This is a genomic window from Candidatus Paralachnospira sp. LCP21S3_A2, from assembly GCF_052118925.1.
In the GTDB taxonomy this organism is placed as follows: domain Bacteria; phylum Bacillota; class Clostridia; order Lachnospirales; family Lachnospiraceae; genus Lientehia.
The window spans coordinates 1-10,525 of the sequence record NZ_JBQKGG010000028.1 but is presented as its reverse complement, the minus strand read 5'-3'; the positions used below and the strand labels follow the sequence as shown (position 1 = coordinate 10,525).

The 10,525-nt window shown below is 52.6% G+C and carries 13 protein-coding genes and 1 tRNA gene; 10 read left to right on the top strand and 4 right to left on the bottom strand.

The window, feature by feature from the left end; genetic code table 11:
• The 7 genes from ACTQ3K_RS12330 to ACTQ3K_RS12300 form a co-directional block, all read left to right on the top strand.
• The coding region (locus ACTQ3K_RS12330) for a siphovirus ReqiPepy6 Gp37-like family protein (RefSeq protein ID WP_441568201.1) at positions 1–1,225 on the top strand (1,225 nt) is incomplete at its 5' end.
• Between the two features lie 15 nt (positions 1,226–1,240).
• Entirely contained in the window at positions 1,241–3,355 is a 2,115-nt protein-coding gene (locus tag ACTQ3K_RS12325) for a hypothetical protein (protein WP_441568200.1), read from the top strand.
• A 10-nt stretch (positions 3,356–3,365) separates the two neighbouring features.
• Entirely contained in the window at positions 3,366–3,788 is a 423-nt protein-coding gene (locus ACTQ3K_RS12320) for a hypothetical protein (RefSeq protein ID WP_441568198.1), read from the top strand.
• A 19-nt stretch (positions 3,789–3,807) separates the two neighbouring features.
• The gene (locus ACTQ3K_RS12315; RefSeq protein ID WP_441568196.1) at positions 3,808–4,185 is read left to right on the top strand and encodes a hypothetical protein; all 378 of its coding nucleotides are present in this window, start codon (positions 3,808–3,810) and stop codon (positions 4,183–4,185) included.
• Between the two features lie 33 nt (positions 4,186–4,218).
• Positions 4,219–4,548: a hypothetical protein gene (locus ACTQ3K_RS12310; RefSeq protein ID WP_441568194.1), complete on the top strand. Its 330-nt coding sequence runs from the start codon at positions 4,219–4,221 to the stop codon at positions 4,546–4,548.
• 18 nt (positions 4,549–4,566) lie between these two features.
• Positions 4,567–4,830, top strand: a complete 264-nt coding sequence (locus ACTQ3K_RS12305) for a phage holin family protein (protein ID WP_441568192.1) — start codon at positions 4,567–4,569, stop codon at positions 4,828–4,830.
• A 3-nt stretch (positions 4,831–4,833) separates the two neighbouring features.
• Positions 4,834–5,658 carry an N-acetylmuramoyl-L-alanine amidase gene (locus ACTQ3K_RS12300; protein WP_441568190.1) on the top strand — a complete coding sequence of 275 codons (825 nt, stop codon included), beginning with the start codon at positions 4,834–4,836 and terminating at the stop codon, positions 5,656–5,658.
• Positions 5,659–5,862: 204 nt separating this feature from the next.
• Here ACTQ3K_RS12300 and ACTQ3K_RS12295 read toward each other — a convergent pair.
• Positions 5,863–5,936: transfer RNA gene (locus tag ACTQ3K_RS12295), tRNA-Val, on the bottom strand.
• Positions 5,937–6,123: 187 nt separating this feature from the next.
• On the opposite strand from ACTQ3K_RS12295, the gene ACTQ3K_RS12290 reads away from it, so the two are divergent.
• Together ACTQ3K_RS12290 and ACTQ3K_RS12285 are read left to right on the top strand one after the other, a co-directional pair.
• Complete coding sequence (locus ACTQ3K_RS12290; RefSeq protein ID WP_441568188.1) at positions 6,124–6,402, top strand: phage holin family protein; 279 nt, start codon at positions 6,124–6,126, stop codon at positions 6,400–6,402.
• Entirely contained in the window at positions 6,395–7,249 is an 855-nt protein-coding gene (locus ACTQ3K_RS12285; RefSeq protein ID WP_441568187.1) for an N-acetylmuramoyl-L-alanine amidase, read from the top strand. Before ACTQ3K_RS12290 ends, ACTQ3K_RS12285 begins: the two co-directional genes overlap by 8 nt.
• On the opposite strand, the gene ACTQ3K_RS12280 is transcribed toward ACTQ3K_RS12285, so the two are convergent.
• Positions 7,246–8,136: an NADase-type glycan-binding domain-containing protein gene (locus ACTQ3K_RS12280; RefSeq protein WP_441568185.1), complete on the bottom strand. Its 891-nt coding sequence runs from the start codon at positions 8,134–8,136 to the stop codon at positions 7,246–7,248. The two genes, ACTQ3K_RS12285 and ACTQ3K_RS12280, sit on opposite strands and share 4 nt — an antisense overlap.
• 245 nt (positions 8,137–8,381) lie before the next feature.
• Between ACTQ3K_RS12280 and ACTQ3K_RS12275 the strand changes: the two genes are divergently transcribed.
• Positions 8,382–9,401, top strand: coding sequence for a CFI-box-CTERM domain-containing protein (locus ACTQ3K_RS12275; protein WP_441568183.1), 1,020 nt, complete (start codon positions 8,382–8,384; stop codon positions 9,399–9,401).
• A 25-nt stretch (positions 9,402–9,426) separates the two neighbouring features.
• Here ACTQ3K_RS12275 and ACTQ3K_RS12270 read toward each other — a convergent pair whose 3' ends face one another.
• Complete coding sequence (locus ACTQ3K_RS12270; RefSeq protein ID WP_441568181.1) at positions 9,427–10,125, bottom strand: DUF4956 domain-containing protein; 699 nt, start codon at positions 10,123–10,125, stop codon at positions 9,427–9,429.
• A gap of 66 nt (positions 10,126–10,191) precedes the next feature.
• A complete protein-coding gene (locus ACTQ3K_RS12265) occupies positions 10,192–10,368 on the bottom strand; it encodes a VTC domain-containing protein (RefSeq protein ID WP_441568179.1) in 177 nt (58 codons plus the stop codon).
• Positions 10,369–10,525 lie beyond the last annotated feature (157 nt).

Genomic DNA, 10,525 nt, shown 5'->3' with positions numbered 1-10,525 from the left:
CCGGTACTTGACAGAAGAACAGGAACCGGAGATGATCTACACCTCCCGATGGAAGACCTACGGCCAGTTTGAACTCACCCTGCCGCAGATGGCTCCGTACATCGCCGTAGACAACCTGATCCTCTGGGATAATGATCCACGGAAAAACGGAGTGATCAAATATATCAAGACCGCAGATGACGGAACGGTGACGGTCAAGGGCTTTTCCCTGCTCTGGTGGCTGACTGATCGAATTATTCTCCCTGCCACCGGACAGAACTATGCGGAATATAACGCGCCGGTGGAAGATATCATGGTGGATCTGGTGCGGAAGAATGCCGTGTCCTGTGCAGATCCGGCCAGACAGATCACAGGGCTTACGCTGGAGGCATCACAGGGGCGCGGAGACCGGATAGCCTACCAGAACACCTATGGAAATCTCCTGGATGCCCTGGTGGAGCTTGCGGCCATGTCCGGGCTTGGTATTGGGATCTATCCGGACCTCAACACGCAGCAGTATGTCTTTGAAGTCCGGGAAGGTACCGACCGGTCCGCAGGGCAGGCGGAAAAACCGCCGACCGTGTTCAGGCGCTCCTACGGCAATATCCAGAAAGCAGAATACATCTTGAACGACAGCACAGCCAAGACCACGGCCTATGTGGCCGGACAGGGCGAGGGAGCAACACGGACGATCTATGTGGAAGGGGCCGGAAACACCGGGACTGACCGCCGGGAGATCTTTGTGGATGCCAGAGACGTGGAAGATGCTGCCGGACTGCCGGACCGCGGACGGACAAAGCTGTCGGAGCTTACGCCGCAGGAAAGCTTTGAGGTGACGGTTACTTCGGAATGGTACAAACGCCGCTGGGATCTGGGCGACATCGTGACGGTGATCGATGAGGACACCGGACTTACGCTGACAGAGCGGATCACCGAAGTAGAAGAAGCACAGGATGCCAGCGGATATGAGGCAGTACCGACCATGGGCGTTCCGGAATCCACAAGCAGCGGAATCTCATCCGGAACAAGCTCCGGAGGCGGTGGAGGCGGCGACCTCACCTATACCCATACCCAGCTCCAGCCGGCGGAGGTCTGGACAATCCAGCATAACCTTGGCAAGCATCCGTCCGTCACGGTAGCAGACAGCGCAGGCAGCGTGGTCATGGGAGATGTGGAATACCTGGACCGGAACACGGTACAGGTCACTTTTATGGCGGCGTTTGCGGGAACCGCCCATCTGAACTGAGAGGAGAATCGATAAATGGATTTTTTGAGTAATCTGAATCTCAATAAAAACGAATTGCAGAATGTCCGGATCCAGAACCTGGCCAAAGAACCGGCATCACCGGTGCCCGGGCAGATGTACTTTAATACAGTGGACAAAACCCTGTATGTCTGGACGGGGACGGAATGGCGGAATGCCCTGTATGTCTATACAGGCGAAACCCTGACTGCAGCATTGAAGCTGAAGCTGGACGGGATCACGGAGGGAGCGAACAAAGTAGAAGCCTCCGGAACAAACGGATATATCAAGATCAATGGAGCAGAGACCAAGGTCTACACGCATCCGGGATCCGGGACGAACCCACACGGAACGACCAAGAAAGATCTTGGCCTGGGGAATGTGGAGAATAAGTCCGCCGCCACCATCTTAAACGAACTGACCAAGGCAAAGATCGTGGAGAAGCTGGGCTTTACGCCGCGTGAGATCAAGGTCGGAGCGGATGCGGACAAAGGAACCGCAACCGGAAGCAAGATTTTATATATTGCCACGGATACGAAGAAGATCTGGCTGGACAATGCGGCAAACACCTGGCTGCAGGTTGGTGGGCAGGACACCATCGCATGGGGAAATGTAACCGGGAAACCGGGTACCTTTACCCCGCCGATCGCAACAGCGACCAGGCTTGGCGGCATTAAAGTAGGCTCCGGCTTGTCTGTGACAGCAGACGGAACCTTATCAGCCGGTGATGTCATGGAGACCTACGTGGTCAAGACGGAGCGTTTCACGGCAACAGCAAACCAGACAACCTTTACGCTGACAAAAGGATCTTACCGGACAGGTGCGGGGCTCCTGGCGGTCTACATCAACGGCGCAAGGCAGAGCAATGATATTGTTACGGAGGTCTCCACGACTCAGTTTAAACTGCCGGCTTTAGCGGCTGGAACGGTTGTCCTGGTAGAATATGTCCAGATCATGGACCTGGATCCTTATGCGGCGCACGCCTCAGAGCATTTGACTGATGGCACGGATCCGATCCCGCTGGCAACCGCATCGGCAGATGGCCTCATGAGCAAGGATATCTTTGCAAAAGCGAATGCGGCATATACCCACAGCCAGAAAACAAGCGGAAATCCCCATAAGGTAACCAAGAGCGATGTTGGACTTGGGAATGTTCCAAATGTGGCAACCAACGACCAGACACCGACCTACACCGCGGCATCAGCTCCGGCGGCGTTGACCTCCGGGGAGAAGCTTTCCGCAGCACTTGGAAAGATTGCTGCGGCGGTATCAGCGCTGATCAGTCATCTTGCCAACAAGTCAAACCCTCATGGGGTGACAAAGTCCCAGGTTGGACTCGGTAATGTGGATAACACGGCGGATAAGGACAAGCCGGTATCGACAGCGGTGCAGACTGCTCTCAACGGAAAACTGAGCACCACCCTTAAGGGTGCCAAAAACGGCCTGGCGGAACTGGATGCAAACGGCCAGGTACCAGCCTCCCAGCTCCCGTCCTATGTGGATGATGTCATTGAGGGCTATCTTTCCGGCGGGAAGTTTTACAGCGACTCCGGCAAGACCACGGAGATCGCAGGCAAGACCGGGAAGATCTATGTGGATCTGACTTCCAGTAAGACTTACCGCTGGAGCGGAACAGCTTATGCGGTCATCTCGGAGACGATTGCCCTGGGCGAGATCTCTTCCACCGCATACCGCGGAGACCGGGGTAAGATCGCCTATGATCACAGCCAGTCCACACACGCCAGGACGGACGCAACAAAGACGGCCAAGTCCTCCACCAACGGCAATGTGCTGATCAACGGCACAGAGACGGTGGTCTATACCCACCCGTCAAACCATGCGGCCAGTATGATCACCCAGGATGCCACGCACCGGTTTGTAAGCGACGCCGAAAAAAACGCCTGGAATGCGCGGCCGAAGAAATATGCGGTCAATGTGGGAGACGGAAGTACGACGGAGATCACAGTCACCCACGGCCTGGGAACGCAGGATGTCACGGTCATGGTTAGGGAGACAACGAGCCCATACAACAAGGTGTACTGTGATGTCCAGATCATCAGCACCACTCAGGTCAAGCTCCTCTTTGCGGCAGCACCTGCGACAGGCGCGTACCGGTGCATTGTGACCGGATAGGAGGCCAGAAATGAAGATCTTTGGGAAAGAGCTTACCTTTAACGGGAAGCGGGTGTACCACGAAAAGGACAAGCCGACGCCGGCAGAGATCGGCGCGGCGAAGTCGGATCACGGTCATGACGCCATGACCGGCGCCACTGCCTCGGCAGCAGGAACAGCTGGCTTTGTCCCTGCGCCTGCCGCTGGAGCGGCCGCCAGATATCTCCGGAGCGACGGAACATGGACAGTCCCGCCGGACACCAAGTACACCCATCCAACAACCAGCGGAAACAAGCACATCCCATCCGGAGGGAAATCCGGGCAGGTCCTAGGCTGGTCTGCTGATGGGACAGCGTCTTGGACAGACCCGAGCACATCAGGCACCCAGGTGATCACACAGAGCACTCAGCCGTCCGGTCACGTATCAGGCCGGTGCTGGATCAAGACTTATTAACTCAAAAGGAGGAGAAAAGATGGCGACAGAAAAGAAAGCAGACTATATGGTGGACAACGGAACGGACTTTGACCAGATCATGTTCAAGACGATTGCGGAGCAGGTACGGTACAGCAAAGACAGCAGTGGGAAAGAGGTGTCATTAAAAGAACATCTTGACGGGCGGAGAATCATCGAAAGTATTACGATGAAAGGAATCGGCCAGTCTTATCTCTTTGTCGGGGACAAACCGGGATATGTGCTCACCAATATCTACAACTACGGACGCGAGTACAACGATGTGCGGATCACGGATTTCGGCTACAACGGAAGTGAAAAAGTTTACTATGTGTTCTTGGATAAAACGCAGGCGAAAACGGCAACCATGGCGCTGAGGCTGGTGTGGGAAGAGGTATAACCGTGCGACGTCGCACAGAAAGGAGGAGTCCCAATGGAGGACTATATCACCCGCCGGGAACATGAAGAATTTGCTCACCGGATTGAAGATGAGGAACACCGCCAGAATGTCCGGATCGGCAACCTGGAGAACCAGACCCAGACGATCCAGAGCCTTGCCATGTCGGTGGACCGCCTTGCCACCAGCATGGATAGAATGGCCCATGAGCAGGCGGAGCAGGGCGAACGCCTGAAAGCTCTGGAGCAGGAACCGGCGGATAACTGGCGGAATGTCAAGAAGACCGTCTGGACAACCATTGCATCTGTGCTGGCCGGAGCTCTGGCAACAGGGGCAATCATCCTGGCAGCACAGTATCTTAAGTAGAGTAGAGGAGGATTATTTATGGATATCACAATTTTAACAGAGTTTGCAGTACCGATCATTGTAGGGATTTGCTTATGCATCGGCTACATCATCAAGAACATGATCCCGTCCGATGGGATCAACAAGTATATCCCGCTGATCATGGGTGCTCTGGGTGTGGCGCTCAACGTATGGATCAACCTGGGGATCACGCCGCAGATCCTGCTGGGTGGACTGTTTTCGGGGTTAGCAAGCACCGGCATGCACCAGGTGTTCAAAAATTTGATCAATAAGGAGGACTAAGCAATGAGTAAAAAGATCTTACTGGTCTCCGGCCATACATCCGGACATAATCGCTGCAGAGCAACCGGCGTCAATGAGGGAGATCTCAACATCGAGCTGGTGCAGCTGATCCAGCCGATCCTGTCCAAGTACGCAAAGGTGACCGTGTACCCCTGCGAGAGGGATATGTACCATGACGTGAGAGATGGCAGATGCCAGGTTAATTTCAACAGCTTCGACTACATCTTCGAGGTGCACTTTAACGCTGGCGGAGGCCGCGGTACCAGCATCCAGATCCACAGCAATTACAAGGGCGGTACAAGCGTGGAGCAGACTGTCATTGATCGCGTAGCGGCGTTTGGCTTCCGGAAGCGCGGCACCAACGGCATTGTCCGGAGAAGTGATTTGCTCAACATGAACACGGCGCTGCGCAAGGGCGTGGATTATGCACTGATTGAGGTATGCTTCTACGACAGCACAGCCGATCTGGCCATCTACCAGCCCAGCAAGGGCAAGATTGCACAGGCTATCGCCGGCGGCATCGCGGACGCCTTTGGGCTTACCGGCACAGCATCTCAGCCCTCAGCACAGCCGACATCCGCACCAGCTCCGGCGCAGAGCTACACCGAGTGGGCTGGCAGAGTCCATGACGTGGATCCGGTCGGGCTGATCGTCCGTACCGGCCCCGGAAAGAGCTATGGACGGCTGGCGTCTTATCCCAAGTTATATGATGGCAACATGGTGTCGGTAATGGGTGAGCAGTCCGGGTACTATCATATCAGGATCAGCAATCCGGTGGCCGGAACACATATCGGCTGGGTAAGTAAGGATTATGTAAGTCGAGGCTGATTTCGTGTTGCATAGCATTTTGAAAAACGCTTGGAAGCCTTGTAAAATCAAGCAATTTCATGTTGCATTTCGTGTTGCATAGCACCTTAAAATACGGTATTTTCCTATAAAATACAAGAATCTGCTATGAAATACAAAAACGAAAAACCCTTGATTTTACGGGCTTTTTCGGCGATCCGCATAAAATCAAGGGCTTTGAAATCGTGGAAGCAATGGGGCTCGAACCCATGACCTCTCGCGTGTGAGGCGAACGCTCATCCCAGCTGAGCTATGCTTCCGTGGTTTCTATTTTATCACTGTGGGGAAATTAGTCAAGCATAATTAAGAAAGAAACCGGATTTTTTTGATTTGCGGAACATGTGACCGGAGAACCAAAAGTGTCCATGGCAGAGGGGAGAAAGGACGGAGTCGGTGCGTTTATCCCTATGGAACGCTTCTGCATACCATAAGAAAAAAGGAATTTTCATGGATCTGGAATTCTTAAATGAATTTGCAGTGCCGATCGTGGTGGCAGTCTGTCTTTGTATCGGTTATATTTTGAAGCATCTGGTGCCTTCTAAAAAGGTGAACCGATTTATTCCCCTGATCATGGGAGTTGTGGGAGTTGGATTAAACATCTGGTTGAACCGGACATTTACACCACAGGTTTTACTGGGCGGTCTCTTTTCCGGTTTGTCCAGTACCGGGGCTTATGAAGCGTTCCGAAATCTGATCTGCAAAAAGGAGGAGACGAAGCATGAGTAGGAAACGGATTCTTCTTGTGGCTGGACATACACCGGGTCATAATTACAGCAGGCTTACCGGGGCGAATGAAGGAGATCTGAATATTGAACTGGTGCGGCTTCTGAAAAAGCGGCTGATGGCATATGTGGAGGTGACGGTTTATCCGGAGGAACGGGATCTGTACCGGGATCATCTGGCGGGTGTCAGCCGGGTTCGTTTCCGGGATTATGATTATGTGTTTGAAGTGCATTTTAATGCAGGAGGCGGACAGGGCCGTGGAACCAGTGTTCAGCTTCATAAGGACTATAAAAAGGGAATTACTGTGGAACAGGGGATTGCGGATCGTCTGGGCGCGGTGGGGTTCCGAAAACGGGGTACCAACGGAATTGTCCGGCGAGGAGATCTTTATAATATGAATCTGGCATTCCGCCAGGGTGTGGATTATGCGCTTCTGGAGACGTGCTTTTATGATAATAAAGAAGATCTTTCGCTATACCGGAGCCATAAAGCGGCAGTCGCGGATGCCATTGCGGACGGAATCTGTCAGGGATTTGGACTGAGCAGGGATGGTATGGCAGAGTCGAAAGCATCGGGTGGACAGACCGGAAAAACACCGGAGGAAAGCGGTATCTCGCCCTATGCCTCCTGGGTCGGTCAGGTGTACCAGACGGATCCGCTTGGGCTCATTGTCCGAACCGGGCCGGGAAAAAACTATGACCGGTTATCGGCTTATCCGAAGCTGTATGACGGAAATCTGGTCAGCGTGATCGGAAGGGAAAAGGATTATTACCGGATCAGGATCAGCAATCAAGAGGCGGGCACTCACTATGGCTGGGCAAGCACTGCCTATATCCGGAAAGCACCTTAATTTCCGGAGTAGGCTGTGATTTCAGCAATACAGGTATCGTCCCAGTCGGTTCCGATGTAGACGCTTTCGATGGTAAAGGTTACAAAGGAAGTGGTTACCGGAGCAGACAGCTCCACATAATATCTGGCCTGGTCAGCCGGAAAAACGGCGGTGGTCTGACTGCCGTCTTCGAAGGTCAGGATCAGAGAGCGGGGCCGGTTATTTCCGTAGAAATAAACGTTGTCCCGCCAGTTTCCCAGACGGAAAAGAAAATAGCGGATCGGAGAGGCCGATTCATAGTGGAGTGTCAGGGATTCACCCTTACCGGGGCCGTCCACACCCTCCTGCCAGGAGGTGGTCACGGAACCGTCCGCGGCGCAGATGGGAGAATTGTCATAACCGTCCTGATGAATTTCCGAGGTTGCTTCGGCATAGCTTACAGGAACCTGGAGCGTTCCAGGAAGTCCATCCGGCATCTGAACGGAAACAATACAGGAAAGTGCGCCTTCATCGGCAGCTGCCCCGGCTGATTCTGCCCCGGCTGATTCTGCCCCGGCTGATTCTGCTTCGGATTCTTTCGGAGAAGCTGCTTCGGCAGTTTTGTATACAGATACAGAGGAGCTGTTTTCAGATGCGGCGGAAGGAACGCCGCCGGCAATGGCAGCCTCAGTCGGTATTTCCGTCTCTGATCCGGTATGCAAAGAGTCTGAAGCCGGAACAGAGGACTCATTTTCACTGGAATATCCAAATCGGAGGGAGGCATCCGCAGCTTTGGCAGCTTTTCGGGAAGCCTCTTTGGAAAGAACCGCATCCCGGCCGGGATCAAGAATCAGAATAACAATGATTCCGCAGAGAGCCAGGACAATGACCAGGGAAAGAATCACGATCAGACCGGTTTTCTTTTTCATGAAAATCACCTCGTTTATGATGAATGATCAAATGGAACGAATCGATCGATTCGTGAAATTAAGAATAGTTTACTATAGGAGCTCCAATCTGTCATGTGGTTTCTATGAAAAAAAAACGAAAGAGTTTCTTAAGCTGGAAATATAAAGCTACAGGGGACGGGAGAAGGAAATAATTTGACAGACCAGCCAAAAACAAGCATAATAGAACCAGCAAACCCACAAGATGAGCGAAAGGACGATGCGATATGGCAAACAGAGAGGGATTATGTCCGAAATGCCGGGGGGAACTCAGTATTCCGGAAAATCTGGAGCGCTTTTCCTGTATGTACTGCGGTGCGGTGCTGACAAAGGAGGAGCTGGTTCCGAAACTGAAGATGCGGGAGAAGAGTCCGTTGGACGATATGCTCCAGCAGTTTTACGAAACGGGAAATGAGAAGACTGAGGCGCTGATCGGGCAGATGCTGGATCTGGATGAATATAATCCGAAGGCCAATGAGATCTTTGTACGGCTTCATTTTAATGAGATCTTTTTTAATCATACGGATGCCATGAAATATTTTAAGCGCAGCGATTATGTGAAGTATTTTGAGGATTACCGGATCAAAAACCGTACCGTACTGGAATACCTGGAGCGGTATGCGGCGGTCATGCCGGATCGCGGCGAGGCATTCTTAAAGGAACTGTCCAAGGGACTGGTGAAAGCCATCGACGAGGCTGTGGCGGGAGATAAAACACTGCGGTCCCGGACAGCCAGGGGTCTCAAGGAAGATGAATATAAGATGATCTTGGCGATCTTTGTGATTCCCATGGTGCAGGAGCAGAAGCTTTCCGTTGGTGAACCGCTGGCGGACTGCCTGGTGGAGGCATGGGTAAGCGCACATCCCAGGTCGCGGATCACGAAAGGCCGCTATGAGGACATGGTTTCCGGCTTCAAAAAAGGAAAGCTCTGCTTTATCACAACGGCGGTCTGCGAGTCCTTCGGAAAGCCGGATAACTGCTATGAGCTGGAGCGCTTCCGGGCGTTCCGGGATCAGTGTATGATGAAGACGGAACGGGGGCGGGAGCTGGTGGAGGAATATTATAACATTGCACCGGCCATTGTGACCTGTATCGGAATGGAAGAAAAGCCGGAGCAGGTCTATGCTTCCATCTGGAAAACCTGGCTGTCTCCCTGCCTTTCCGATCTGGAGGCGGGACGGCTGACTGCCTGCGGCGATCGGTATGAGGAGATGGTGCGGACCCTGGAAAAACGGTATCTGATTTGAAGATCAGACAGAAGCGTAAAGGATCTTAATGGAGTGAGGTATCATAAACCCGGTCTTCATATTCACTGAGGACAAGGGAAATGCTCAGATTTCCGTTACGGCAGCGGAGCTTGTCGAGAAATTCCTTCTGACTCGTTCCGGCTTTCAGACGAATCCGGTAAACCAGCTCGAACAGTGTTCCGAATTCCGTGGTGCGGATTCGTTTCAGGGTGCTTGCGCTGGTGTATTCCTTCAGAAGATTATCGAACAGTCCTTCATAATTCAGATCCTCCGGGATCGCGATCTTTAAGGTTATGGCCTCGTCTTTCGGATTTCCAAAATGGGATTTTTCCAGTACGATCATGGCCAGGCAGAGAATCACGGCGAAGAGAAGAGCGTAGGTAAGGAAACCCATGCCGGAGGCAAGTCCCACCGCTACGGTGAAAAATACATAGGCTACATCCTTCGGGTCTCCGGGGGCGCTTCGGAACCGTACCAGAGAAAAGGCTCCGGCCAGGGAGAATGCCCGTGCCACGTTGCTGCCAACCAGTAAGATAATGGTGGCGATGATGGCCGGAAGCATGATCAGGGTAGTGGCAAAGGAGGAGGCGTAGCCGGATTCCTTATGGGTATAGATGTAAACCAGGCTGATGAGAAGCCCCATAATGAGAGCACTTCCCAGGATCGCCAGGGTGGAATAAAGGGTCAGGCTGTCGCCTGCAACGGATGAGAAAATGTAATTCATAAGTCATATCCTTTCTGAAAGTTGACTACGATTGTGTCCATAAGTTCATGGAGGAGAAATAAATTTTCAGCCTACGCGCTGTATTTCACTTTTCGTACAGATCATGGTTTTATACATGGTTCCGTATTTGGAAAAGCTGACCGGTTTGATGGACAGAGACGTGAGGGCGTTTGCCAGCCACAGAGGAGCGGCCCCGGTGATTTTTACTTCCATGAGGAAGGTATCCGGCGGAAGAAGAGACACCGGGGAAGAAACGTCCTGCTTGCGGCAGAAATCAGAAGCGCTGGAGAGGTAGTGTAATTTATTTTGTGTAAACCTCTCAGATTGATGAAAAAATCTAGGTCATAAAGATATGAGTTCAAAATGTTCAGGGGCTGAATGGCAGATTCTGCTGTTCAGC

What these genes read in the sequence shown, in the direction of transcription:
- ACTQ3K_RS12290 (WP_441568188.1), top strand. Translation starts at nt 6,124, where the DNA reads ATGGATCTGGAATTCTTAAATGAATTTGCAGTGCCGATCGTGGTGGCA.
- ACTQ3K_RS12325 (WP_441568200.1), top strand. Translation starts at nt 1,241, where the DNA reads ATGGATTTTTTGAGTAATCTGAATCTCAATAAAAACGAATTGCAGAAT.
- ACTQ3K_RS12305 (WP_441568192.1), top strand. Translation starts at nt 4,567, where the DNA reads ATGGATATCACAATTTTAACAGAGTTTGCAGTACCGATCATTGTAGGG.
- ACTQ3K_RS12275 (WP_441568183.1), top strand. Translation starts at nt 8,382, where the DNA reads ATGGCAAACAGAGAGGGATTATGTCCGAAATGCCGGGGGGAACTCAGT.
- ACTQ3K_RS12320 (WP_441568198.1), top strand. Translation starts at nt 3,366, where the DNA reads ATGAAGATCTTTGGGAAAGAGCTTACCTTTAACGGGAAGCGGGTGTAC.
- ACTQ3K_RS12300 (WP_441568190.1), top strand. Translation starts at nt 4,834, where the DNA reads ATGAGTAAAAAGATCTTACTGGTCTCCGGCCATACATCCGGACATAAT.
- ACTQ3K_RS12315 (WP_441568196.1), top strand. Translation starts at nt 3,808, where the DNA reads ATGGCGACAGAAAAGAAAGCAGACTATATGGTGGACAACGGAACGGAC.
- ACTQ3K_RS12310 (WP_441568194.1), top strand. Translation starts at nt 4,219, where the DNA reads ATGGAGGACTATATCACCCGCCGGGAACATGAAGAATTTGCTCACCGG.
- ACTQ3K_RS12280 (WP_441568185.1), bottom strand. Translation starts at nt 8,136, where the DNA reads ATGAAAAAGAAAACCGGTCTGATCGTGATTCTTTCCCTGGTCATTGTC.
- ACTQ3K_RS12285 (WP_441568187.1), top strand. Translation starts at nt 6,395, where the DNA reads ATGAGTAGGAAACGGATTCTTCTTGTGGCTGGACATACACCGGGTCAT.
- ACTQ3K_RS12270 (WP_441568181.1), bottom strand. Translation starts at nt 10,125, where the DNA reads ATGAATTACATTTTCTCATCCGTTGCAGGCGACAGCCTGACCCTTTAT.